The organism is Sphingobacterium sp. Lzh-3 (assembly GCF_046764375.1).
Taxonomy (GTDB): domain Bacteria; phylum Bacteroidota; class Bacteroidia; order Sphingobacteriales; family Sphingobacteriaceae; genus Sphingobacterium.
Map to the genome: position 1 here is coordinate 2,835,330 of NZ_CP177226.1, position 25,618 is coordinate 2,860,947.

Below are 25,618 nucleotides of genomic sequence, written 5' to 3' on the forward strand. Positions count from 1 at the left end.
ACAAATGTCTTCAAGAGCATTTGGAAAACTGTAGGGTAATGTCTTTTATAAATCGAAATTTAATGTATTTTTATATGAAATCTAAGAAACTGATTCATTCGTACTATGAGGAAAATTCTGACCATCCTATGCTTTGTTTTTATTGTATTTGGGAATTGTTATGCACAATCAAAACATTTGCTTTTCAAAACTGATTTTGGCGATTTTAAAGTTGCACTTTATGACTATACGCCCAATCATCGCGATTTGATGTTGCGATCTATTCGGGATACTGTCTATCAGGGTGCATTGTTTAATCGCATTATCGAAAATTTTGTCGTGCAGGGTGGAGAGCATGATATTGATATTGAAAAACGTGAGGCAGCAGATCCCCTTCATAAAAAACCACGACTGGCAGCAGAATTCGATGACCGCGCTTTTCATAAAATGGGTGCTCTGGGTGCAGGACGGGATGGAAATCCCGCGAAGGCATCTTTTTTGAATCAGATCTATTTCGTGGTTGGAAAGAAAATCACGGCAGCTGAGCTTGATAGTCTGGAATTAAAGAAAGGCATAAAATATACTGCAGCACAACGTAAGGAGTACTTAGCTCGCGGAGGACAGCCAAGACTCGATCATGATTTTACCGTTTTTGGCGAAATTTATGAAGGCTTTGAAGTGATCATGAAAATAAGTCGTGTAAAAACGGATAAACAAGATTATCCACTTCATAAAGTGCCTTTTAAGATTGTTGAAATAAGTAAATAACCTTGACCACCGAATTAATATTGATAAAAAAAAGGGCTTAATTGCCCTTTTTCTATTTACGATGTTGATCAAATTCTTCTTTAAGCTTCCGATAACGCTCTTTCCACTCGTCTGGTAGCTTTTTCGGGATATCTTTGAGACTTTTCAGCTGAAATGCAAATACACAGGCTGCGAAACCAACCGTACTAATAGCCATTCCTGTCCAGATCACCAGTGAAAAACCGGCAAATAGTGGATTCCAAAGCAAGATAAAGCTGAAAATAATGCCTAAAATGGCAAATAACAAATTCCAACCCCAAGATTTACTACCGTAATTTTTGAGATCAAAGGAAAAGGACAGCAGTTGGAAGGATTTAAAAAGTGCATAAAAACCCACGATAAATGCCAAGGTGCTCGCTGATAACAGCGGATTGGCAATCAGCAATATGCCGAATAGGGTATAGAGGATGCCCCCGGTGAGGTACCAGCCCCAACCATCCACTTCATCTTTATTCTGCACGGCAAAAATGATTTCCAAAATACCGGAAATAATAAATGACCATGAAAATAGAATTGCTAATGTGAGAAATGCAGCAACAGGTGTGGAAATGGTGTAGAAACCCAAAAGAATTAATAGAATACCGATAATCAATGGGATATACCAGTGCTTGAAGGATGTCCGGATCGTTTTAAAAAATGAATTTGCCATAATAATGAGTTAAAATATTGCAGATAAAAAAGCCCCATTAATTTCTTAACGAGGCCTTACATATATAAAACTGATTAAATTAGGCAAAAGGAAAATGTACTAGATCTTTCCAGTCTCTTTTAAAAGTTTGTAATATGCATACACGATATTGATTTCAGCATTTGTGTATTTCAATTCCGCTTCAAGTTTTGAGTTTGATGCATCCATGATATCGACGATCAACGCCAATTGGTTCAAATACTTTTTCTCAATAATACGATAGTTCTCATCTGCAAGCGCTTTATTGTACTCCAAAGTCTTGCGTTGTGAGTAGGCCTCATTGTATTTAATGTATGCAGTATTAACAGCTACGCTGGTTTTTTGTTTCAGAGCGCTTGCGTATTTCTCGTTTTTTTCAATTTGTAGATCATTTAGCTTAAGCTTTTTTCCGGTGGTGTAGACTGATGAAATCGTATAGCTTAGCGAGATACCCGTATTCCAGGTATTCATGTATTTGTCGATCACCGGCATCACATTGGTGATAGGTTTCACAAGACTGTTTCCCGCGAATACGCTAAGGGCAGGGGATCGTTCTGATTTTGTAATAGCCTTTTCTGTCTGCAGAAGCTCGGTCTCTTTGGCCGCAAGTTGAAGGCCCGGGCTGGACCCATAAGCATCTTGTTTCAAGCTCTCGAGGTCTGCCAGCTGAAATCTGCTATCTAATAGTTTATCATCCGGCTCAATTACTGTGCCCTCCTGTAGTCCTAACGCGACTATAAGCTCGTCATTCAGGATTTTCCGATTGTTTTGAATGACCTCTTTCGCTAGTTCCAATTCAGATATTTGTAATTGGTTTCGGATGACATCATTTTTAGTGATCATGCCCTGTTTATATAATTTTTCCGTCAGGTCTAGCCTTTTGTGGGCAAGCTCAATATTTTGATTATAGACAGCTTCTTGATTTTTCAGTTTAAATAGATCAAGGTAATAGCCTAAAACCAAAATTTTAATGTTCTGTTCTTCATTCTTATGATCTAATTCAGCCAGCTCCTCACCCAAGGAAGAGGCTTTGATGCTATTTTTTACCACACCTCCTTTCCAGATAAGTTCTTTCGCCTCCAAAGCATAATTATTGCCGAAATGGGGTAGAGGTACATTTTCCGATCCTGATAAGTCTTTGTCGATCAACGCAGCATTGCCGAGGTAAAAGGCAGATGCCGAAGCGCTGATTTCGGGAAGCCTTCTTAATTTTGCAACTTCTGTTTTTTGTTGGGCGATACTTACAGCTGATGCCGAAACGATAAGATTTGGGTGGTTATGGATAGCAAGTTCGAACAGTTTTTCAATTGTTATTTTCCGGCTGTTTATGCTGTCTTGACCGTATGTTTGATTGCAAAAGAATGTAAAGAAGCATAACGTCAAGTAAAAACCTGTTTTTCGGGCTCTTGACTTCGTATTCATGGTATTTAACGTTGTTTATATATGTGATACAAAGTTAGTATGCCTTGGGGGGGCAAAAAATGTTTGATTCCTGCTTTATGATGTTCAATTGGTAACAAGATTGGCTTGCTGTTCACGAAATAGCTTGGGTGTTATCCCGACATGTTTTTTGAAAAACTTGCTAAACGCATATTGATCTGAAAAATTAAATTCCTGTGAGATTTGATTGATTGTTTTGGTAGAAATGGTGAGTTGCGCTCTAGCTTCTGTGACTAGCCAGTTACTAATAATTTCAGAGGGCGATTCTTTTGTAATCTCCTTGACGCTGATCGACAGGTATTTGATGGAGATGTTGAGGCGGTCGGCGTAGAATGCTAGATCGCGCTGTTCTTTGTAGTGATCGGCTATAAGCTGTAAAAAATGAACGGTAATTTCTTCCTTTCTTTTATTGTGTGTCTTTCTGGAGCTTTCGCCGGCGGTATAGATCACATCGGCCAAAAGGTAAATAATCGCCATAAAAATATTGATATTGGCTTTTTGGAGAAAATCCTTCTTCGGATCGATCGGTTTTTTACGGTTGCTATGCAAAGTGCATAACAATGTCCAGATCGCTTCAAAATCGTTGGGGGCGGGAGTAAAAGGTGTGGAACGATTGGCATTGATTAACCGATACGCATCGTATCGACTGATCGACAATCGTATTCGGTTGGAAAAATTCCGGTCATAATGAAGTATTTTAAATATAGCATCGGTACTAATTGTCGTAAAGCTGTAGTACTTATTGTATCCGATAAAGAGGATATTGCCAGCTTGGAGATCGGTGGGCGTACCATTGCTATTGACCTGAATAGAGCCTCTATAAAGCAGGATACAAGTCGTCCATAAGGGGTGATAGTAGTAGTCTTCTCCCTGTGCAGAAAGTTCTGATTGATCTATAAGTTCTATTTCATTCATTTTTTCAATAAAAAAGTAAGGAATAGCGTAGGCAACTTTACCGCTATAATAGCAAAAAATTGTTATATACTGTTTAGGAAAAAAGGGCAATCAGTTTCTTTTATGCTAGAAGCTCTGCAATATAGGATTGATTTATGGAGCAGCCTTAGAGCGACTCCATAAATTTTGTATTACCGTCCTTAAAAAGCGACTTTTTTAGGGTCTGACCCGGAAAAACCCATTTGAGGGAGTTCGAGGATAGTTTTGATATCGCTTGCTGTCAGCTCAAAATCGTCGATAGCTAAATTTCGTTTTATATTATCGGGATTGGTTGATTTTGGCAACGGCAAGATGCCCTGAGATAAGGCAAATTTGATACAGAGTTGTCCAACACTTGTATTCTTTTCCTTAGCCAGTGCAACGAGTGTTTCATCCTGCAATATTCTGCCCGAACCCAGCGGTGACCAAGCCTGAACAAGGATGTCATTGGATTGGCAGAGTGCCACGGTATCTTCCTGAAGATAACCCGGATGAAATTCAATTTGGTTCACAGCAGGTACGATTGTCGCTGACTCCAATAATTTGGCGAGATAGTCTTTTGGAAAATTACTCACACCGATCGCTTTTATTTTTCCCTGTTGATATAGAAATTCAAAAGCGCGCCAGGTATCGGCGTTGATGTCAGCCCAGTTTTCAAATTGTGTTTCGTTGGCTGGCCAGTGAATCAGGTAAAGATCGAGGTAATCCAATTGCAGATCATTGAGCGATTGTTCAAATGCAGCAATTGTCTTATCGTACCCACGTTCGGTATTCCAGAGTTTTGTGGTAACAAATAAAGAATGACGGTCGATACCGCTGTCTTTTATGGCTTTTCCAACACTCTTTTCGTTGCCATAGATAGCAGCGGTGTCAATATGTGTATATCCTGCGATAAGTGCTTCTTTAACGGCCTGATAAGCTTCTTCGCCCTCGGGAATTTGCCAAGTTCCAAATCCAATTGCCGGAATTTCAACTCCATTGTTCAATTTGAATGTTTTCATTGTCAGTTGTGTTTTTTAATTTGAGCTAAAATAGGATTTCGCCTGTAGTATCCCGTCACTGAAATGTCAAGAGGAATACTTTTGGGTGGAGGTGAAGCGACTTATTCTCTATTGCCAAAATATATTTATTTTCACAATTTTATTGTCAAAAGGGGTGCAATTCCTCGTTAATTATGGCATTAATTCTTATCTTTAGGCGAATTTTTGAGAAATTCAGATTTTTCAATGATTTCACATAGCATTAAAAATTAAACATATTTCTAATAGATTACTATGTCAAACAAATCAAAAATTGTTTGGACAAAAACAGATGAAGCTCCCTTATTAGCGACTTATTCGTTTTTGCCTATCGTTCAAGCGATTACAGCTACAGCTGGTATCGATGTTGAATTGAGAGATATCTCTTTAGCAGGCCGTATTCTTGCTAGCTTTCCAGAATTTTTAAAAGAAGATCAAAAAATTGCTGATGCATTGGCTGAGTTGGGTCAGTTGGCAACAACTCCTGAAGCAAACATCATTAAATTACCGAATATCTCCGCATCAATTCCGCAGTTAAAAGGTGCTATCGCTGAATTACAGCAAGCAGGATACGCTGTTCCGAACTATCCTGATGAAGCGGCCACAGATGAAGAAAAGTCAGCCAAAGCTAAGTATGCAAAGGTATTGGGTTCTGCTGTAAATCCTGTATTACGTGAAGGAAACTCAGATCGCCGTGCACCTAAAGCAGTTAAGAATTATGCAAAAGCAAATCCACATAAAATGGGTGCTTGGGCGAAAGATTCCAAAACAAAGGTGTCATCCATGACTTCAGGTGATTTCTACGGTTCAGAACAGTCGGTAACCGTTGAAAATGAAGGCCAATTCAAAATTGAGTTTGTTGATGAGCAAGGTGCAGTAACAGAATTAAAAGGACTTTCTGCATTGAAAGCGGGTGAAGTTATTGATTCTTCAACGTTGAGCTTAACTGCATTGAAAGCTTTTGTAGCTGATGCTATCGCTGAAGCGAAAGCCGCAGGGGTATTGTTGTCTGCACATTTAAAGGCAACAATGATGAAAGTTTCTGATCCGATTATATTTGGTGCTGTTGTTGAAACTTATTTTGCGGATGTTTTTGCGCAATATGGCGATTTGTTCAAAGAACTGGGTATCAATAAAAATAACGGTTTAGGCGAGGTTTATGCTAAAATCGCAGGTCATGCAAAAGAGGCTGAAGTGAAAGCTGCTATCGACGCTGCTATCGCAAATGGTCCTGCTTTAGCGATGGTAAATTCGGATAAAGGCATTACAAATTTCCACGTGCCTTCTGATGTAATTATTGACGCTTCTATGCCAGCAATGATCCGTATCGGTGGTAAGATGTGGAATAAAGACGGTCAAGAAGAAGATACGATTGCTATGGTTCCTGATCGTTGTTACGCTGGCGTTTACGAAGCGACAATTGAAGACTGTAAGGAACATGGTGCTCTAGATCCAAAAACAATGGGCTCTGTGCCAAACGTTGGTTTGATGGCGCAAAAAGCTGAGGAATACGGATCCCATGATAAAACTTTTCAAGCTGCAGGAAACGGAGTTATTCGCGTTGTTGATGCGGAAGGAAATGTTTTCATGGAGCAAAAAGTAGAGACAGGAGATATCTTCCGTATGTGTCAAACGAAAGATGCTCCGATTCAGGACTGGGTGAAATTGGCTGTGAATCGCGCTCGTTTATCGGAGACACCTGCTGTATTCTGGTTGGATGAAAACCGTGCACATGATAGAGAAATCATTAAAAAAGTAGAAAAATACTTGCCAAACTTTGATACAACTGGTTTGGATATTCGTATTTTATCTCCGATTGATGCGACGAAATTCTCTTTGGAACGTATTCGTAAAGGCGAAGATACTATTTCCGTGACTGGTAACGTATTACGTGATTATTTGACGGATTTATTCCCGATCTTAGAAGTGGGTACATCAGCTAAGATGTTGTCGATCGTTCCATTGATGAATGGTGGTGGTTTATTTGAAACAGGTGCTGGTGGTTCGGCTCCGAAACACGTAGAGCAATTCCTGCAAGAAGGTTACTTGCGTTGGGATTCATTGGGTGAATTCTTGGCACTTGGTGCTTCTTTGGAACACTTGTCTCAAACACAAAATAATCCAAAAGCGCTGGTATTGGCGGAGACATTGGATGAGGCAACGGAGAAATTCTTGGCTAATGACAAATCTCCGGCACGTAGAGTTGGTCAGATCGATAACCGTGGGTCGCATTTCTACTTGACATTATACTGGGCGCAGGCTTTGGCAGCGCAAACAAAAGATGCTGAATTAGCTGAGAAATTTGCGACCGTTGCAAATGTGTTAACAGAAAATGAAGCGAAAATCAATGAAGAATTGATCGCGGCTCAGGGGCATGCACAAAACATCGGTGGTTATTATTTCCCGAATGATGAATTGGCTGCGAAAGCAATGCGTCCTTCTGAAACATTGAATAATGCAATTTCTAGCATTTAAGCAGTAATTGTTTTCATAAAAAAGAAGCCCAGTTCGTTTGATCTGGGCTTCTTTTTTGTTGTTTGCAAAAAGTGTAGCAATTCCACTAGTTTAATGGATGTTTGACACCTGTAAAGGTCATCTTAACAGGTATGATATGTCCGTTTTTGTCAAATTTCATTTCTTCGATGCAAGTTACTCGCTCGTTCGCTCCATCTTTGCCAAGCGGTCTACGGTGATAGACAATAAAATATTTGTCCTTGTTGGGTACTTTGATAACCGAATGATGACCCGCGCCAACGGCTACCTCGGGATCCCGTTCCAATATTGTCCCGATGCGCTCAAAAGGGCCAAAGGGCGAGTCGGCGATGGCATAAGCGACTTTGTAGTCGGGGCCTGTCCAGCCGCCTTCCGACCACATGAAATAATATTTTCCATCTTTTATAAACATAAACGGTCCTTCGACGTAATCCTTAGGGGTGATTTCCTTGTAAAAGGTACCATCATCAAAAGGGAGCAAACCTGTGAAATCTGGTTTGAGTTTGACCATATTGCAGTGCTTCCAACCGCCATAATACATGTAGAAAGTGCCGTCTTTATCTTTGAAAACAAACTGATCTATCGGCTGAGCGCCATTGATAATATCGTTGATTAGGGGTTTGCCCAATAGGTCGGTATAAGGGCCTTCTGGCTTGTCAGCCACAGCGACCCCAATGCCTCCGATCTCTCCCTGATGCACATCATTGGCTCCGAAAAACAGATAATATTTGCCCTTGTTTTCCAATACTGCAGGTGCCCACATGGCTTTTTTCGCCCATTTAACGTTGCTGTTCTCCAAGATGCGGCTATGTTTTGTCCAGGTGGCCAAATCGGAAGATGAAAACGCGTCAAAGAATATCTGCTCTTCATAAGGCGCCGAATAGGTTGGGAATATCCAATATTTATTGCCATAGATAATGCCTTCAGGATCAGCGTAGTTTCCCGTGATAACAGGATTCTTCTGGGCAAAAAGTGTCGCGGTTAAAAGTAAGGTTGTCGATGTTAAAAATGTTTTAATCATTATGTCGGTTTAAACTTGTAAGGTACGGGATAGATTTGATTGGGATATGACTAAATGAATCATTTATATGACCATTTGTCTCATTGTTTTTTGAAATGTTAAAATTTTGTTAAAATATTATTATGCTTTCGATTGTTTCCGATTTATTTCACATATTTGTTTATGTCATTTCCAAATGGCATAAATACTTTTCATAAAATAGGTTAATAATATGGCTAAGATACCCAAAGTCTCCCAGACTTTGGGTGTTTTTTTATTCTCGCTCCAACCCAAAAATCATTACTAGTTTTCTGTCGTTATATAAATTTAAGGTTTGTTCGGCTATGTCAAATTGAATTTGTTTTTGTTCAAAAATTTGAAAAAAGTCATTTTCGATATTTATCCCATTGCAGGCGCGCATGGTGCTTGCTAGATGTAGAAAGCTGATTTTATCGTCTTTAATGGCAAAATTTCCCCAAAAATTATTGCATCCCGTTGTGCCGGTAATCGTGCTATTTTTGGCATCGAACCCGATACTTGCTTTGCTGGAGCTGACATCCTTTCCATTTAGCTGAAGTAGATTCCATTTAAAACGAGCAAGAAATGCGGCCACACTGGGCAGTTCATTTGCACGTTCTTTCGACAGGACTTCAATTAAACTATAACTGACGGAGTCTGTATCTTTTTGTTTCGTTTGTTTTACACGAATACGGTAACGGTAGCCTTCCTTGTAATCGAAACCTTGAATTGTTGACGTGAGGTATTCCCAATTATTCCTTTTGTCAGATTTTACCTGCAGACATTTCAGTTTGCCAAGGCTCTGGGCATTCACGTAGTTTTCTCCAACTTCCCATGTGGCCACCGCTGTATTTTCCGATAGTGATTTTGTAATCGTTTTGGCTAAGGTATATGTCGAATGTGAACCGTTTTGACGTTTGAGGATCCTGATGTCGTAGTCAAATTTGGGGTCATAATCAAATTGCAAGATTTCGGCATAGAATTTCTCCCAATCTTTGCTGTTGTAGTATTTGACAAGATACGGCGGTGTTTGCTGAAGACCTGATTTTACTTTTACGCGAAATGAAGAGCTCTGGGCAAGTAAGCTTTGACAGGGGAGTAAGAGTGTTAAAAAAAGGAGCAATGAACTGTATGTGGAAGGCTTCTTCATAATTAGAATGTAAATATCAATAAAAACGTATCTTTAAACATGAATATTGCACGGGTGAATCTGTGCCTGCTACTTGTATTTTCTCTGTTAAGTCTGCAGGTTTACAGCCAAAATAGGAAGGATTATTTTAAAACGCAAATTGCCCTTGGGGAATTGACGGATCCCCAACTGAAAGAGGTGTCGGGTATCACACCGGCTTATCGGGAGGGCAATTTTTGGGTGCATAATGATAGTGGTGATGGTGCAACTATTTATTTAATCGATCGTCAGGCCAAACTACTGAAGACGTTTTCACTCGAAGGGGTATCTGTCGTCGACTGTGAGGATATCGATCGGGTGAAAATTGGGGACACCTATTTTCTCGTCCTTGCGGACATCGGAAACAATACCGGGAAAAGAACCTGGACATGCCTGTATGTATTTCCTGAGCCCCAGGCTGATGATCCTGGGCTTATTCCGAAAAAGTCAATTCGGCCTATCTTTCTTAAATTTCCGGGCCAGAAACGTCTAGATGCCGAATCGATTATGATTGATCCAATAGACAAAATGTTGTATGTAATATCTAAACGTGAATTTCGATCGACTGTTTATTCCGCAGCGGTATTTACAAATTCTAAACAGCAGTATTTTACCTTAAATAGCGTAGCGGAGCTCCCATTTACTTTTGCTACTGCTGCCGCTATAAATCCGACCGGTACACAGTTGCTTGTAAAGAATATTACCCATATTTTCTATTGGCAGAGGAACCGGAGTGAATCCTGGAAACAGGTACTCCAACAAAAGCCAGCTATTCTGCCTTATCAGGTGGAGCCACAAGGGGAAGCGATAGCTTTCGATAGCAAGGGAAATGGATTTTATACAATTAGCGAGCGTCCATTTGGTTTAAAATCCTATCTTTATTTTTTTGAAAGAAATCAATAAATTTATGATAAACACTAGACCTATTTTCAGTTATTCGCTGCATAATTTTCATCAAACCGAGCCTATCAAAAACTGCCTATTTTGTTCAAGAGGTATTAGGCTTATGTTAATTGCCTTCGTTTTATTTTTATGTACCCTCACGAACGCCTTTGCTGCCAAAGTGGACACCTTGTCCATTCAGAGCCCATCCATGGGAAAGGCAATTAAGACTGTCGTAATTCTTCCTCAAAGTTACTCGAACAAAGTCAGCTATCCCGTCCTCTACCTGTTGCATGGTTATTCCGGTAATTACAGTAATTGGGTCAAGAATTCCAGTATAAGCACATTGGCAGATCAATATGGTTATATGGTGGTATGTCCTGACGGTGGTTTTGGAAGCTGGTACTGGGATGTTGCGAATAATAAAAATTACCAATATGAAACTTTTGTGTCCAAAGAGCTGATCGATTATATGGATCAGCACTATTCGACGATCAAGGATCGGAGCGGAAGGGCAATTAGTGGTTTAAGTATGGGGGGGCACGGTGCGCTGTCTCTGGCCATAAAACATCAGGATAGCTACGGCGCTGCAGGAAGTACAGCTGGTGGAGTAGATTTTAGACCTTTTCCCTTAAACTGGGAAATTAAAGATCGCATTGGAAATTACGCTGATGTACCGCAAGAATGGGATAATCGTGTTGTTATTAATATGGTTCCTAAATTAGTCAACAATAAACTTCGCTTAATCATCGACTGCGGTAAGGAAGATTTTTTCTACACTGTTAATGTTGCATTGCACGATAAATTAATGTACCATAATATAAATCATACTTTTATTACAAGTGAAGGCGGGCACAATTGGGAGTACTGGTCACGTTCAATAGTTTATCAAATGGCTTTTTTTAAAGGATATTTTGATCAAGCAAAGAAAAGTGAAAAGAAAAATGGATAAAAATTTGGCATAAATGAATAAAATGCTATTTTTGTTAAACAGAGACCTTAACTAACAAATTATAAACTTATTATTAAGCCTTACAAATTGTAAGGCTTTTTTATTATTTTCAGCAAAATTTTTGACTTCACTCGATTATGTTTAAGCCTATAAAGGTTGTATTTTGTTTTTCTTCCATTTTGTTCTGCGCGCAGCAAGCGTATAGTCAACAGTCTAAATCTATTTCTGGGTTTGTTAGGGACAGTATCAGCGGTGAGAATATCATTGGCGCCGTCATAAGAAACGATACAGAGAAAAAATCCACCGCTTCAAATAAATATGGTTTTTTTAGTTTGTCTGTACGTGATGCCAGCAAAGGGATGGAAGTATCATCTGTAGGTTACCGAACGAAAGCATTTTCTGTCCACCTTGACAAGGACTCCACTTATATTATTCAGTTGGTACCTGAGGAAAATCAGCTCGCTGAGGTTACCGTAACTGGAAATAGGCGCAAATCAATAAAGGATCTAACCCCTGGGTTGACACAATTTAGCCCTAAGGAAATCGAAAAAGTTCCTGTACTATTTGGAGAAAAGGATATTCTCAAGACTATTCAACTATTTCCGGGAGTGACCAGTGGGGGGGAAGGAAGCAGCAACTTTTATGTGCGCGGCGGCGGTGGCGACCAAAATCTGATTTTGCTGGATGAGGCTCCTGTCTATAACAGTTCCCATTTGTTCGGTTTTTTCTCGACCTTTAATTCCGATGCGATCAAAGACGTGAATTTCTACAAGGGAGGTGTTCCAGCCCAATATGGAGGCAAAATATCATCGGTCATGGAAATTACCACCTTGGATGGAAACAACCAGCATTTCAATGTGGAAGGTGGGCTGGGGCTTATCGCTTCGAGGCTTAAACTGGAGGGGCCGATTCAAAAAGGCAAGAGCTCATTTATGATCTCCGGTAGACGTACCTATGCCGATCTTTTCTTAAAGCTTTCAAGTGATGAGAATATTAAGAAGAGTGCGCTCTTTTTTTATGACCTCAATGCAAAATTAAATTATCGCATCAATGATAAGAATACACTTTACTTGTCTGGATATTTCGGCAAGGATGCGATGGCTTATCATGATTTGTTTGACTTCAATTGGGGAAATGCGACTGGAACCATGCGCTGGAACCATGTGTGGAGCAATAGGTTGTTTAGCAATACTACGCTTATTTTTAGCAAATTCAATTATCAGGTTAAGATTGAGGATGATAACAACTTTAAAATCCGTTCAGACATCTTTAATTATAATTTTAAACAAGATTTCCAATACAATCTTTCGGACCGTCACAATCTAAAATTTGGATTGCAGGCAGCCTTGCAGGAAATCCGACCGGCAAGTATCGAAGCTGGCGAAGATTCGAAGGTGAATTCATTGCAAATTCAACATCGCAAGGGTGCTGATGTTGCTGCTTATTTAACCGATGACTGGTCTATTACCGATCGTTTAAAATTAAATTACGGACTGAGGGCATCCGCTTACGCAACATTGGGGCCGGGTACATTTTATACCTTCGATTCTGCAGGTGAGGCCGTAGATTCTACCTATGTGGGAAATGGCAAGTTGGGTAAAAAGTACTTCTATCTGGAACCTCGCGTTTCCTTAAACTACGCTATCAATGATTTAACGACGTTAAAGGCTTCTTTTAATACCAATGTTCAGTATCTGCATCAATTGAGCAATACAACCAGTAGTCTTCCTACAGATCAATATGTACTGAGCAATAATACGATTAAACCCCAACTATCCAATCAGTATTCGCTTGGTTACTTTCGGAATTTTGCATCCAACAGATATGAATTCTCTGTTGAAGGTTATTACCGAGATTTAAAGAACCAGATTGATTATAGGAATGGTGCCGATCTACAGGCAAATGAATTGCTGGAAGGAGAATTGCTGTTTGGAAAAGGTAGAGCGTACGGTATTGAATGGTTTCTGAAAAAGAGACTGGGAAGATTTAGCGGCTGGCTCAGTTATACATTATCAAAAAGTGAACGGCAATTTGAACAGATTAATGATGGTCAATGGTTTAATGCACGTCAGGACAAAACGCATAATATAGCTATTGTGGGACAGTATCAATTAAATCCGAAGTGGAATTTAAGTGCGAATTTCGTCTACTATACAGGCGATGCTGTGACGATGCCAGCGGGCAAATATTTTGTTGATGATCGTACGATCTTCTATTACGATAAAAGAAATGGGCAGCGGATGCCTGCTTATCACCGCCTGGATTTGGCAGCAACTTATGATATTAAGCGGACAAAGAATAGCTACTCGAGCTTGTCTTTTGGTCTCTATAATGCCTATAATCGAAAAAATGCCTATTTGATCGACTTTAGAGAAAAAGAAGGACAATCCAATGTCACCGAAATTTATCGGATAGCATTGTTTGGGACGATACCATCGATTACTTGGAATTTTAAATTTTAGCAAAGAATGAAGAAGATATTAGGTGTTATAGCTGTTTCAATAATTACTTTATGGGGCTGTGAGGATAAAATAGACCTGGAACTGCCGGAAAATACAGGCCAATTGGTTATTACTGCCGATCTGATGGTTTCGGATCAACAGCACGAAATTAGTATTCAGAAGGTTGTAAGCATTAAAGATTCTCTATTTTCTCCGATAACAGATGCTGAAGTAATTGTTAAGAATATGCAGAATAATCGGACTTATACGTTTCAGGCTGGCCACGACGGGGTTTATAGCAATAAGACATTGCGTTTGCAGGAGAAAGTCACTTACCAGTTGCAGGTTAAGACTGCCGATGGGAAGGAAATACAGGGAACATCAACGGTGCCCAGCTATGTCGACGTGGATTCTATAGGGCTTTCGGAGCGGGTTATATTTACAGATACAATTTACTATCCAACGCTGGTATTCATTGATCCACCGGAAAAAGGCAATTATTATAAGTATAAAATGTCGGTCAATGGGGGCAAATTACGTTTCATCGATGTATTTAATGATAAATATAACAACGGTCTAGAAGTACAGCATGATATTATTGACCGCGATCGTGATTTAAAAGTTGGTGATCGCGTGCGCATCCTACGGCAATGTATCGATGTGGGGGCTTATAATTACTGGAATAGTTTTCAGATGATTAATCCCGGTGCAGCTTCACCTGCTAACCCGATTTCAAATCTGACCAATAATGCGCTGGGATACTTCAGTGTCAGTGTTGGCAAATATTATGAATCTGAAGTGACGTTTGATCGAAAAAAACCTTAATCTATCCTTGCAAGCTGATAGTGATTTTTTAATAGAAACTCTATTGTTTTAGGTAGAACATATTCGACACGCGGAATGGCTTTGATATTATCATGAAAAATGATAACAGAGCCATTTTTAATGTTGGGCAGAACGTTTTCCAGGCATTTCTGGGGACTTAAATTCGGATCAAAATCACCAGACATAATATCCCACATGATCACTCGGTATTTTTTATAGAGTTGACGGAGTTGGGATTTTGTTGCTCGGGCATAAGGCGGACGAAAAAGATCGGTCTGGGTCAGTTCCTGGCATTTCGCAACATTTGCCAAATACTGCTCATCATTTGTTTCCCAGCCTTTGAGGTGGTTGTAAGTATGGTTGCCTACCTGATGCCCTTCATCTAAAATTCGTTGAAACAAATGTGGATTTTTTTTAATATTTTCACCAACACAAAAAAATGTTGCCTTTGCCTGATATTTTTTTAGGATATCGAGTATAAAAGGTGTAATTTCAGGAATTGGACCATCGTCAAAAGTAAGATAGACTTTTTTTTCATGACGTGGCATATTCCATATTGATTTGGGATATAGCCATCTAAGGAAAAATGGAGATTTGACAAAATACATAACCGATAAATGAAGTTCAAATCTAAAAAAAAATGTATGGTTCTACATATGGACATGAAAAGATTTTATTATTCTGCAGTAGTATTTACTGGGTTATTTCTAGGAACTAATGATTTGGTTCAAGCCCAACAGGTTGTGGGGGTGGCAGAAGCCATTCGTATGACATTGGAACGGAACGTACAGATAAAACAAGCGGCGCTGAACAAAGATCTTGCTGAGCAGGACTTGTTTCAGGCAAAAAGTAATTTATTGCCGAACCTGAGTGCTAGCGTGGATCAAAGTTTTCGTTATGGCTTTGGTTTCGATTTAACTTCCGGACGGATCGTCAATAACACCTGGACAAAAGGAACCAGTGGCTCGGTGGGATCAAGTGTCAATTTATTTCAGGGCTTTCAACAGATCAATCAGATCAAAGCGAATAAGTTGCAACTGGAGTCTACGGCGACTCAGGTGGATAAGATCAAGAATGACCTTGTGCTCAATGTGTTGGTTAATTATTTAGAAGCTATTACCAATCATGAGATGATGGTTGCGAGTGAAGACCAGATCGCTTTGTCGAAACAGCAATTTTCACTGGACTCCATCCAGTTTGCAGTTGGTAATAAAACGATTGCCGATCTTGCCAAATCAAAAAATCAGGTTGCTACAAATGAATTGAACAAAGTTAATTTGAAAAATTCATACGAAATGTCTTTGTTGACCTTGAAGCAGCTGATGGAAATGCCTCCTGAAACGCCTATTTCCTTGGAACGTCCAAGCTTGGAATCTATATTGGTTCATGCAGTGGATAAAAATGCGGTGGATGTCTACCAGAAAGCGCTCACATTGCAGCCGGATATTCATAAGTCTGCATTGGATAAAGAGGTCGCATTGAAACAAATCGATATTGCAAAGGGGGGCTATTATCCGACACTCAATTTGAATGTGAGTTATGGAACGAATTACTCATCTGCGACAACAAGGCAAACAGATCCATTGGATCCTGCGACCCTTTTTAGAGTACCTTTTGGCCAACAAATATCGGATAACAAGTCTTTTTTTACCGGTTTATCTCTTGCTATTCCAATTTTTTCAAGAAATCAGAATAAAGTAAATGTGGCCAAGGCAAAGATCGGTTTGAAACAGGCTGAAGCCTCTGAGCAATTGGCAAAAAATAACTTAAACAAGGCCGTTAATCAAGCTGTATTGGATGTGAATGCGGCCAAACAACGCTATAGCTCGGCTACCGTAGCATTTGAAAGTGCTGAAACAGCATTTAAGGCGACAAAAGAACGTTACGATATTGGTATGGCGAATTCACTGGAGTTGTTTACTGCTCAAACGGAACGAAATAAGGCGGAATTTGACCTTATTCAAGCAAAATATAATGTAATATTCAGATCAAAGATCATTGATTATTACCTCGGAAATCCAATTCAATTCGATAACAATTAACCTATTTGATTTAACAAAAGAAATGGCAAAGAAAAAACGTAGCATTGGAAAAATTATATTAATAATAGTTGTGCTCTTGGTAGTCCTTGGTTTTATAGGTTTTAAAGCAGGCTGGTTTGGCAAAGGAGAGATTACCAAAGTCGCTGTGGATGTAGTAAAAGAGATGGATGTTGATGAATTAGTTTCTGCAAGTGGGAAGATTCAGCCTGAAGTGGAGGTTAAACTGAGTTCAGAGGTATCTGGAGAGGTTGTTGAGCTTAACATTAAAGAAGGTGATTTTGTTAAAAAAGGACAAGTACTCTGTCGGATCAAACCAGATATTTTGCAATCTGGTTATGATCGATCTGTTGCAGCAATGAATTCACAGCGAGCCAATTTAGCCGCTGCACAACAGCAATTAAAACAACAGGAAGAAAACTTCAAAAATGTAGCTGCTACCTATAAACGGAATCAGGAACTTTTTGAAAAACGTGTTATTTCTGCCTCAGAAATGGATAAAAGTTCGGCAGAATATCATGCAGCACAGGCTTCTATCCAAGCGCAAAGAGAGACTGTTCGTTCTACAAAGTATGGAATTGACCAATCGCAGGCATCAGTGAAAGAAGCACAGGACAATTTAAATCGGACGACAATTTATGCTCCATCTGATGGTATCATTTCCTTGTTGTCTATCGAAAAGGGAGAGCGTGTGGTTGGAACGGCACAGATGGCCGGTACAGAAATTATGCGTATTGCCAATATGAGTTCGATGGAGGTAAATGTCGATGTAAATGAAAATGATATTAACAATGTAAGAGTAGGGAATCAGGCTGAGATTGAAGTCGATGCTTTTAAGGACAGAAAGTTTAAAGGTGTTGTGACCGAAATCGCTAGCTCGTCTAAAAACATCGCAACGACAACTACGGCGACATCATCGACAGATCAGGTGACAAATTTTAATGTAAAAGTTCGCATCAGCGCAGAATCGTATCAAGACTTGATGAAAGAGAATGTGGCATCGCCATTTAAACCGGGTCTGTCTGCAACAGTTCAGATATTTACAAAACACGATAAAGGACTGGTTGTACCGATTCAATCGGTAACCGTGCGCTCTGATGATAAAGACTCTACAAATACAAATAAGAAAGTTGATGAATATGTATTTGTCCTAAAAGATAAAATAGTTAAGCAGGTTTTGGTTAAGACAGGTATTCAGGATGATAAAAATATCATTGTTACTTCAGGACTGAAAAAAGGAGATGAGGTCGTTTCTAGACCATTTGATGCGATTTCCAAAACCTTAAAAGACGGTAGTCAAGTTGAAAAAGTTGATAAGTCAAAGTTATAAATCTCTTTGTAGATAATAATTAATAAAAAGGGAATTGTTTTTTAATAATTCCCTTTTTATTTTCCTTATAATTTATTAAATTTAAACAACCCAATTGTTAGCGGCTTATGAAAAGGCTATTGGCTTATTTTAAATTTAGTAAAACAGAACAAAATGGATTTTTCATTATTTTGGTGATTATCGTTTTGTTTGCGACGATTTATACGCTGATTAAACGTAATACGAGAGAGCCTATTCCAAATCAGGCCAAACTTTTTGAACAGTCCTTTCACGATTCTATAGAGATTTCCAGTACACCCAACAAACAGGAGTTTAATAGCCCCTATGTGAATAAAAACGAAAGTGTTGTATCCATCTCGCCGACTACAGATTTAGATGATGAAAAGCTATTTTATTTTGATCCAAATAATTTACCTCACGCTGATTGGCATAAGTTGGGACTTTCTGATAAACAGATTGCAGTACTGAAAAATTATGAAAAAAAGGGGGGGCGTTTTAAGGTAAAAACCGATCTAAGGAAAATTTACTCCATTAATGAGCGACTTTACAAGAGATTAGAGCCTTACATCCAAATAAAAACAATTCCCGATTCGGAACGAACGAAACAACAGGACAGAGCACCTTTGCTATATGATAAATTTGAAAGAAATAAAGCTGAACTTATCGATATTAATACCTGTGATACTACGGCATTAATCAGTCTGAAAGGGATAGGCTCAATTCTATCCAAACGCATTTTGAAATATAAAGATGTTCTTGGTGGTTTCTATCGTATAGAACAGTTAAAGGAGGTTTATGGAGTTACGGCTGAAACGTATGATCTAATTAAAGACTATATTGTTGTAGCTAATTTAGATGGAATCAAAAAAATCAATATTAATAAAGTTGATGCAAATTCATTGGCTAAACATCCGTATCTTAGCCCTAAAGATGCGAAACTAATCGTCAATTATCGGGATCAACATGGAAGTTATGTCAATATAGAAGATTTGACAAAAATAGGAACACTTTCAGATCTTGCGATTGCGAAGATTGCGCCTTATTTAATATTTGAGAATGATTCAAGATAAATTGAAACTGGAAATCCGGGATATTGTGGATTTTCCTAAACCTGGTATTGTCTTTAAAGATATTACCCCTTTGTTGAAAGATGCGGCATTGTGTAGCGAAATGGTTGATGCGATTATTGATCAATTGCAAGGAATAGAGATAGATGCTATTGCTGGAATTGAGAGTCGGGGTTTTCTATTTGGATTTTTACTTGCCAATAGGCTGGGCTTGCCTTTTATTCCAATTCGAAAACAGGGTAAATTACCTTTTAAGACTGTATCTGAATCTTATGCACTGGAATACGGCCAGGCAACGATTGAAATCCATGAAGATGCTTTTGAAAAAGGAAGCCGCATATTGGTTCACGACGATCTTTTAGCAACAGGGGGTACCGTCGTTGCTGCCAGTAAACTTATTGAAAGACTTGGTGGCGAGATCGTCGCTTATAGTTTTATCATCTCTTTAGACTTCCTAAAGGCGAAAGGAAGATTATCCCGGTTCAGTGATAATATCTTTTCATTGGTAAGTTATTAATTTAAAAATATACGATTTAGAGCATTTCACATGATACTTTTTGCAAACGCTAAACTAAACATTGGACTGCAAGTAATTGCCAAGCGTACGGATGGTTATCATGAGCTGAACAGTGTTTTTTATCCACTTCCAATTTATGATATTATCGAATTATTGGATACGACTGCTACGGAGACAACACTAAATATTCAGGGAGAACATATCCCGGGAAATCTCCGTGATAACCTTTGTATTAGAGCTTTTGAATTGTTGGAAAAAGATTATGGCATTCCGCCCGTTTCAATTGATTTGATCAAACAAATTCCCATTGGAGCAGGCTTAGGTGGTGGTTCTGCGGATGCGTCTTTTGTATTGAAAGGACTCAATACATTCTTTCAATTGAATCTTACAGAAGAGCAACTAGCGGGGTATGCCGCAAAGCTAGGGGCCGATTGCCCTTTTTTTATCGCAAATAATCCGGTATTTGCAACAGGAATTGGAACCGACTTTAAAGATTTAAATCTAAATTTGGACGCCTATCATATTGCAGTTATCATGCCTAACCTTCATATTTCTACGGCTGAAGCTTATGCTGGCGTGCAGCCTAAGGCTCCCGAAGTTAATTTGGAAGAAGCAATTCGTTTACCTATACAAGAATGGAAGTTTCATATTCGAAATGATTTTGAGGATGGTATTTTCGAGAGTTACCCATTGTTGAAAGAAATCAAAGAAACTTTATATCAAAAAGGAGCGATATATGCTTCTATGTCGGGTTCCGGCGCGGCTATATATGGTATATTTTGGGACAAAACAGATTTAAGCGAGCTTGCAAAATATGGCAAGATCTATCATCCAACCAAGCTGTAAGAGTATATCAGTTCCTAAAAATGCGTTATGTATATTTGTCCAAACAGGTACACATAACGCTTTTTTTAGGATGTTATTAATACTCTTCTTCCACCTTGTGGTTTATAAGTTCGCGAGCCTCATTTAAAACCTTTTCTTTCCGTTCTTTTGATAGGTTTAGGAGATCTAATTTTTCGGGACTGCTGACAATATCTTTCACTAAAATAAGCTGGTTTTTGAGTAGTTGCTGTTCCTCCAGGTCTGAAAGCGTTGTTAGGCAGGTGACTGGATAGAAAACTGCTTTGTCTACTCTTTTTTTGATGCTATTATCTTTTGGGTAATCCCAAGAGAGCAGATTGATCTTATAATATTTGGCAAAATCAATCGAATCGGAGGTGAAGTAAGCATTGGTAATCAGCCAACCTTCTTGGAACTGCAGCTGCTTCCCAAAGAACTGATAATTGATACCACTGATATCTTTGAATCTGGAAAGGTAATACATCGGTGTTGTGACCGATATTTTAGCGTCAATATCGTTTCGAAATTTGCATTCCGCGGTAATCAGTTTTCCGTCCTTATAAGCTACAACGTCCAATTCATGCGAAACAGCATGCCCCTGTACGGTCTGTCCCGTGGTGCTTTCATAGCCGATGGATCGTAATAGGTGAGCAATGTATTTTTCGAAGTAGAAGCCTTCCGGTCCTAGTTCACGTAAGGCTTTTTTTAGGCTATAGCGTGCGGCGAAGGAATTTCGTACTGTTTTCAACGTGTCAAAGGCCAGCTGATAGAGCTCTCTTGTTGAAATGCCATCATATATTTCGTTGAGTACCTTATCGTAGACCTGGTTGACCTGGTCGGCATTGGCACCCGAACGAGAAAGCGAATGGCGCAGCGAGTCACCATTAAATGGAACTAATTCACCGGAATATTTTTTGATTTGCATGTATTTCTAATTTGATAAATACGAATATAAGAGATGTCGTCGGAGAAACAACATAAAAAACTATTATTCTATTCCTAAACTTTTTTAGGAGACCATTTGTTTATAAGATAGACGATAAAAAAATAGAGATAATTATGAGTAACCTACTAAACTTTGCATTTGATAAGATAAAAACGAAGATCGAAGACGATTGTATCGAAGAAAATATTGGCACCTCTGAGCGTGTTTTGTCGGTGATTGCCGGTGGATTCATATTGGGCTTGGGTGTTAAAAAACTGTTTAAATCGCCACTTACCGGATTGTCTGGCCTAACGCTCGGTGGCGCTTTGATTTATCGTGGCGTAACGGGGCATTGTGATGTTAAGAAAGTATTGGAAGATAAGGATATCAAAAAAGTAGAGGTGATTGAGCATCGCTATTTTGTTAAATAACAAGCAGTGTAACCCTTGCTTAACGTAAAAGTGTTTTAAGTAGAGGCTTCTATGGGGCTGCTTAACAACGGTGAAGTGTTTACTTCGCCCTGTGAGCGGGGTTCGACTACGGTGAGAGCATGGTGACTGTACAATAAAACGGTGGACTCAACGTGGACTCATGGTGGACTCACTGTGCTTACAGGGCGAATTTGATAATAGCCCGTCCGCTGGGTGGGGCATAGTTTTGACAATAAAAAAGGAGATGATAAAGCATAAAAAAGAGGCGAATACTTTTGAAGTGTTCGCCTCTTTTTTATGTTTACCTGTTTGAACAGGCGGGATGGTTATACGTTAAAACGGAAGTGCATGATATCGCCATCTTGGACAATATATGTTTTTCCTTCCACTGATAATTTTCCAGCTTCTTTTACTGCATTTTCGGAGCCAAGCGTGACGAAATCGTCATACTTAATTACTTCCGCGCGGATAAATCCTTTTTCGAAATCTGTGTGGATGACACCTGCAGCCTGAGGAGCTGTAAATCCGTTCTCAATCGTCCAAGCGCGGACTTCTTGTACACCAGCAGTAAAATAAGTTGCCAGATTTAAAAGCGAATATGCGGCACGGATCAGCTTGTGTACCCCAGATTCTTCAAGGCCAAGATCATCTAAGAACATTTTGCGTTCTTCGTAGCTTTCCAGTTGTGCAATTTCGGATTCGATCTGCGCAGAGATAATCAATACTTCAGCTTTTTCGTCTTTTACAGCTTCCTTAACACGTTCGACATAAGCGTTTCCTGTGTTGACGGAGCCTTCATCTACATTACATACATAAAGTACAGGTTTAGCGGTCAATAATGCTAAATCCTGAATAAACTCAAAATCTTCAGCTTCTATCGCTGCAGTCCGTGCAGATTTGCCTGCCTCAAGATGATCTTTAACGATCGATAGGATGTCAAATGTTCTTTTTGCGTCTTTGTCGCCGCCTGTTTTAGCCATTTTTTCAACCTTTTGGATACGTTTTACAACAGTGTCCAAATCCTTAAGCTGTAATTCGGTGTCAATGATTTCTTTATCTCTGATCGGGTCTACCGAACCATCAACGTGGATCACGTTTCCGTCGTCAAAACATCTTAAAACGTGAATAATAGCATTGGTTGTACGAATATTTCCTAAGAATTGGTTGCCTAAGCCTTCACCCTTTGAAGCTCCTTTCACAAGACCTGCGATGTCGACGATCTCGATTGTATTTGGAACAATTCGTTGTGGGTTGACTAATTCAGCTAATTTATTGAGACGGGCATCCGGTACGGTAATTACCCCAACATTTGGTTCAATTGTACAAAATGGAAAGTTTGCCGCTTGCGCTTTCGCGTTCGACAAACAGTTAAATAATGTTGATTTACCGACGTTTGGTAAACCTACGATACCGCATTGTAAAGCCATATATAGTGCAAATTTTTGAAATTGCACAAAGATAGAAATTTCACTGTAATTTTTAGCTATCTTGTCGAATGGTTCATTGGTACAAAATTGAACATGCCGATTTTCTTAAAAGTCAGGGCATCAGCGAACATAAATTCGGTGGGAAAATTATATGCATTACCTGGTTTGAAGACCAACTCTATGCTTTCTCCCGAAAATGCCCTCATGCTGGAGCACCACTGAAAAATGGCTGGTGTGAGCGTGGAAAAGTAATCTGTCCTTTTCATCGCCACGAATTTGATTTAATTTCAGGTAGAGGTAATCCTGACCAGCATGATTTTATTACTGTTTACCCCGTAAAATTAGAAGATAAAGAATATTATGTCGGTTTGAAAATAGGCTTTTGGCAACGCTTATTCACTTAGAAAGTAACGAAAGTATCATATCTCACCGTGTGAATCGTATATCTAAGGAGTAAATAAGTATATTTGCTATCGAAAACAAATTAAAGACATGCAGGGGAAAAAGATTGGTATAATTGGTAGCGGAAGTTGGGCTACGGCTATGATCAAGATGCTATGCGAAAATGACCAAGATAAGCATATTTTTTGGTGGGTAAGAAAGGAAGAAGATGCGGAATATATTCAAAAATTCAAACACAACCCGACTTATCTGAGTAGTGTTTCAGTTGATCTTAGTATAACAACGATTGATACCGATGCAAAAAATGTAATTACGAATTCGGAAATTGTCATTTTAAATACGCCTGCGGCTTATTTGAAGGATGCACTGGCAAATGTGACGAAGGAAGATTTTAGAAATAAAATTGTTGTTTCCGCCATTAAGGGGATTATTCCCAAAGATAATTTGATTATCGGTGAGTTTTTGGAGCAACGTTATGAGGTAGATATTGAACAGATTTGTGTGGTTGGTGGTCCATGCCATGCGGAGGAAGTTGCCTTAGGCAAATTGTCTTATTTAACGTTCGGCTGTAAAAACCTGGATAGTGCTGCATTGGTTGCTTCCTTTTTATCTTCGAGGGTCATTAAGACGATTCTGTCGGAAGATGTTCTAGGGATAGAATTTGGTGCAGTATTGAAAAATATATATGCTTTGGCGGGTGGTATCTGCCATGGCTTAGGTTACGGAGATAATTTTCAAGCTGTGCTGGTATCCAATGCAATTCGCGAAATGCGTCGTTTCGTCGGTAAAGTGGATGGTGATACTTCCCGGGATGTGAATACTTCGGCTTACTTAGGGGATCTTTTGGTAACAGCCTATTCCCAATTCAGCCGAAATAGAACCTTTGGAAATATGATTGGAAAGGGGTACAGTGTACAATCTGCTCAATTGGAAATGAATATGGTGGCTGAAGGGTATTACGCTTCGGCATGTATTCAGGAATATGCAAAAAAATATGCAGTGGAATTACCTATATGCGATGCCGTGCACCAAATTTTGTATGAACACCTTCCTGCATCTAAAATTATTCAAGCATTAAGCGAAAAATTAACATAATAAAGTAGCAATAGAGTAGATGATAACAAAAGAAGCGATTGCTTTAGCTTATAAAGAAATTCAGGACGAAATATGTCAGGCGCTGGAGAAATTAGATGGATCGGCGCGCTTTGAAGAAGAATTGTGGGAACGTGAAGGTGGTGGCGGAGGTCGTACCAGGATCATTCAGAATGGTCAAATTTTGGAAAAGGGAGGTGTTAACTTTTCGTCTGTCTATGGCAAATTACCCGAAGCGATCAAGAAATCATTTGCTGTAGAAGAAGATGATTTTTTTGCGACCGGAGTATCCATCGTCATTCATCCCAATAATCCCTTAGTCCCTATTATACACATGAATATCCGCTATTTTGAACTAAACGATCAGATTCGTTGGTTTGGTGGTGGAATCGATTTAACGCCGCATTATGTCGATGAAGAGGATGCCCGTTATTTTCATCAGCAGCTGAAAGATGTATGTGATCGTCATGATACTACTTTCTATGAAAAATTTAAAAATTGGGCGGATGATTATTTTTATATCAGACACCGCCAGGAAACACGGGGAATAGGAGGTGTATTTTACGATAAGTTGAATACTGAAAAAACAGGGATGAGCATGGAGGATATTTTTGCTTTTTCGTGTGATCTTGGCCGTACGTTTGCACCAACCTACACCGCTTTGGTCGAGAAAAATCGACATAAAACCTTTACTGATCAACAAAAAAATTGGCAGTTAATCCGTCGCGGACGCTACGTCGAATTTAACTTGGTATGGGACTCGGGGACTAAATTTGGACTTGAAACGAATGGTCGAATTGAGTCGATACTGATGAGTCTACCTGCCCAGGCCAATTGGGTGTACGATTATCGTCCTGAAGAAGGCTCAGAAGAAGCCAAAACCTTAGCTTTACTACGAAAAGGTATAAACTGGATTTAAAA

At 39.2% G+C, this 25,618-nt stretch carries 24 protein-coding genes; 15 read left to right on the forward strand and 9 right to left on the reverse strand.

Annotation, left to right across the window (positions count from 1 at the left end; all coding sequences use genetic code 11):
- The first annotated feature begins 105 nt into the window (after positions 1–105).
- Positions 106–747: a peptidylprolyl isomerase gene (locus ACLCDV_RS11660; RefSeq protein WP_411973793.1), complete on the forward strand. Its 642-nt coding sequence runs from the start codon at positions 106–108 to the stop codon at positions 745–747.
- Between the two features lie 52 nt (positions 748–799).
- Here the strand turns inward: ACLCDV_RS11660 and ACLCDV_RS11665 are convergent, their stop codons facing one another.
- From ACLCDV_RS11665 to ACLCDV_RS11680, 4 genes are all read right to left on the reverse strand, one after another.
- Positions 800–1,435: an HdeD family acid-resistance protein gene (locus ACLCDV_RS11665; RefSeq protein ID WP_411973794.1), complete on the reverse strand. Its 636-nt coding sequence runs from the start codon at positions 1,433–1,435 to the stop codon at positions 800–802.
- Positions 1,436–1,534: 99 nt separating this feature from the next.
- Positions 1,535–2,875, reverse strand: a complete 1,341-nt coding sequence (locus ACLCDV_RS11670; protein ID WP_411973795.1) for a TolC family protein — start codon at positions 2,873–2,875, stop codon at positions 1,535–1,537.
- Positions 2,876–2,959: 84 nt separating this feature from the next.
- Positions 2,960–3,808, reverse strand: a complete 849-nt coding sequence (locus ACLCDV_RS11675; RefSeq protein WP_336835087.1) for an AraC family transcriptional regulator — start codon at positions 3,806–3,808, stop codon at positions 2,960–2,962.
- A 179-nt stretch (positions 3,809–3,987) separates the two neighbouring features.
- Positions 3,988–4,827 (reverse strand): aldo/keto reductase, encoded by an 840-nt coding sequence (locus tag ACLCDV_RS11680; protein ID WP_411973796.1) that lies wholly within the window; start codon positions 4,825–4,827, stop codon positions 3,988–3,990.
- A 273-nt stretch (positions 4,828–5,100) separates the two neighbouring features.
- Here ACLCDV_RS11680 and ACLCDV_RS11685 point away from each other — a divergent pair, with 273 nt between their 5' ends.
- Positions 5,101–7,320, forward strand: a complete 2,220-nt coding sequence (locus ACLCDV_RS11685; RefSeq protein WP_411973797.1) for an NADP-dependent isocitrate dehydrogenase — start codon at positions 5,101–5,103, stop codon at positions 7,318–7,320.
- 85 nt (positions 7,321–7,405) lie between these two features.
- Here ACLCDV_RS11685 and ACLCDV_RS11690 read toward each other — a convergent pair whose 3' ends face one another.
- The gene (locus tag ACLCDV_RS11690) at positions 7,406–8,359 is read right to left on the reverse strand and encodes a glycoside hydrolase family 43 protein (protein WP_317667008.1); all 954 of its coding nucleotides are present in this window, start codon (positions 8,357–8,359) and stop codon (positions 7,406–7,408) included.
- 253 nt (positions 8,360–8,612) lie between these two features.
- The gene (locus ACLCDV_RS11695; RefSeq protein WP_411973798.1) at positions 8,613–9,506 is read right to left on the reverse strand and encodes a DUF4377 domain-containing protein; all 894 of its coding nucleotides are present in this window, start codon (positions 9,504–9,506) and stop codon (positions 8,613–8,615) included.
- Positions 9,507–9,545: 39 nt separating this feature from the next.
- Here ACLCDV_RS11695 and ACLCDV_RS11700 point away from each other — a divergent pair, with 39 nt between their 5' ends.
- The 4 genes from ACLCDV_RS11700 to ACLCDV_RS11715 all read left to right on the forward strand — a co-directional run bounded on the left by ACLCDV_RS11700 (position 9,546) and on the right by ACLCDV_RS11715 (position 14,624).
- Positions 9,546–10,427: a hypothetical protein gene (locus ACLCDV_RS11700; protein WP_317667006.1), complete on the forward strand. Its 882-nt coding sequence runs from the start codon at positions 9,546–9,548 to the stop codon at positions 10,425–10,427.
- 103 nt (positions 10,428–10,530) lie between these two features.
- Positions 10,531–11,358: an alpha/beta hydrolase family protein gene (locus ACLCDV_RS11705; protein WP_317667005.1), complete on the forward strand. Its 828-nt coding sequence runs from the start codon at positions 10,531–10,533 to the stop codon at positions 11,356–11,358.
- 137 nt (positions 11,359–11,495) lie between these two features.
- On the forward strand, positions 11,496–13,820 hold the full coding sequence (locus ACLCDV_RS11710) for a TonB-dependent receptor domain-containing protein (RefSeq protein ID WP_411973799.1): 2,325 nt from the start codon (positions 11,496–11,498) through the stop codon (positions 13,818–13,820).
- Positions 13,821–13,826: 6 nt separating this feature from the next.
- Complete coding sequence (locus ACLCDV_RS11715; protein WP_411973800.1) at positions 13,827–14,624, forward strand: DUF4249 family protein; 798 nt, start codon at positions 13,827–13,829, stop codon at positions 14,622–14,624.
- On the opposite strand, the gene ACLCDV_RS11720 is transcribed toward ACLCDV_RS11715, so the two are convergent.
- The gene (locus tag ACLCDV_RS11720) at positions 14,621–15,172 is read right to left on the reverse strand and encodes a polysaccharide deacetylase family protein (protein WP_411973801.1); all 552 of its coding nucleotides are present in this window, start codon (positions 15,170–15,172) and stop codon (positions 14,621–14,623) included. The two genes, ACLCDV_RS11715 and ACLCDV_RS11720, sit on opposite strands and share 4 nt — an antisense overlap.
- Positions 15,173–15,286: 114 nt before the next feature.
- On the opposite strand from ACLCDV_RS11720, the gene ACLCDV_RS11725 reads away from it, so the two are divergent.
- The 5 genes from ACLCDV_RS11725 to ispE all read left to right on the forward strand — a co-directional run bounded on the left by ACLCDV_RS11725 (position 15,287) and on the right by ispE (position 20,423).
- On the forward strand, positions 15,287–16,666 hold the full coding sequence (locus ACLCDV_RS11725) for a TolC family protein (protein ID WP_172840684.1): 1,380 nt from the start codon (positions 15,287–15,289) through the stop codon (positions 16,664–16,666).
- 22 nt (positions 16,667–16,688) lie between these two features.
- The gene (locus ACLCDV_RS11730; RefSeq protein WP_075992476.1) at positions 16,689–17,993 is read left to right on the forward strand and encodes an efflux RND transporter periplasmic adaptor subunit; all 1,305 of its coding nucleotides are present in this window, start codon (positions 16,689–16,691) and stop codon (positions 17,991–17,993) included.
- A 107-nt stretch (positions 17,994–18,100) separates the two neighbouring features.
- Entirely contained in the window at positions 18,101–19,063 is a 963-nt protein-coding gene (locus ACLCDV_RS11735) for a helix-hairpin-helix domain-containing protein (protein ID WP_333577237.1), read from the forward strand.
- Complete coding sequence (locus tag ACLCDV_RS11740) at positions 19,050–19,577, forward strand: adenine phosphoribosyltransferase (protein WP_046676245.1); 528 nt, start codon at positions 19,050–19,052, stop codon at positions 19,575–19,577. Before ACLCDV_RS11735 ends, ACLCDV_RS11740 begins: the two co-directional genes overlap by 14 nt.
- A gap of 30 nt (positions 19,578–19,607) precedes the next feature.
- Positions 19,608–20,423 (forward strand): 4-(cytidine 5'-diphospho)-2-C-methyl-D-erythritol kinase, encoded by an 816-nt coding sequence (gene ispE / locus ACLCDV_RS11745; protein ID WP_333577236.1) that lies wholly within the window; start codon positions 19,608–19,610, stop codon positions 20,421–20,423.
- Positions 20,424–20,499: 76 nt separating this feature from the next.
- Here the strand turns inward: ispE and ACLCDV_RS11750 are convergent, their stop codons facing one another.
- Entirely contained in the window at positions 20,500–21,345 is an 846-nt protein-coding gene (locus ACLCDV_RS11750) for an ATP cone domain-containing protein (RefSeq protein ID WP_411973802.1), read from the reverse strand.
- Between the two features lie 134 nt (positions 21,346–21,479).
- On the opposite strand from ACLCDV_RS11750, the gene ACLCDV_RS11755 reads away from it, so the two are divergent.
- Positions 21,480–21,776, forward strand: coding sequence for a DUF2892 domain-containing protein (locus ACLCDV_RS11755; RefSeq protein WP_046676248.1), 297 nt, complete (start codon positions 21,480–21,482; stop codon positions 21,774–21,776).
- Between the two features lie 326 nt (positions 21,777–22,102).
- On the opposite strand, the gene ychF is transcribed toward ACLCDV_RS11755, so the two are convergent.
- The gene (gene ychF / locus ACLCDV_RS11760) at positions 22,103–23,203 is read right to left on the reverse strand and encodes a redox-regulated ATPase YchF (RefSeq protein WP_112374692.1); all 1,101 of its coding nucleotides are present in this window, start codon (positions 23,201–23,203) and stop codon (positions 22,103–22,105) included.
- Between the two features lie 68 nt (positions 23,204–23,271).
- Here ychF and ACLCDV_RS11765 point away from each other — a divergent pair, with 68 nt between their 5' ends.
- The 3 genes from ACLCDV_RS11765 to hemF all read left to right on the forward strand — a co-directional run bounded on the left by ACLCDV_RS11765 (position 23,272) and on the right by hemF (position 25,616).
- Positions 23,272–23,607, forward strand: a complete 336-nt coding sequence (locus ACLCDV_RS11765; protein ID WP_411973803.1) for a Rieske (2Fe-2S) protein — start codon at positions 23,272–23,274, stop codon at positions 23,605–23,607.
- A gap of 88 nt (positions 23,608–23,695) precedes the next feature.
- Positions 23,696–24,700, forward strand: a complete 1,005-nt coding sequence (locus ACLCDV_RS11770; RefSeq protein WP_411973804.1) for an NAD(P)H-dependent glycerol-3-phosphate dehydrogenase — start codon at positions 23,696–23,698, stop codon at positions 24,698–24,700.
- A 19-nt stretch (positions 24,701–24,719) separates the two neighbouring features.
- Positions 24,720–25,616 (forward strand): oxygen-dependent coproporphyrinogen oxidase, encoded by an 897-nt coding sequence (gene hemF / locus ACLCDV_RS11775; RefSeq protein ID WP_317666995.1) that lies wholly within the window; start codon positions 24,720–24,722, stop codon positions 25,614–25,616.
- Positions 25,617–25,618 lie beyond the last annotated feature (2 nt).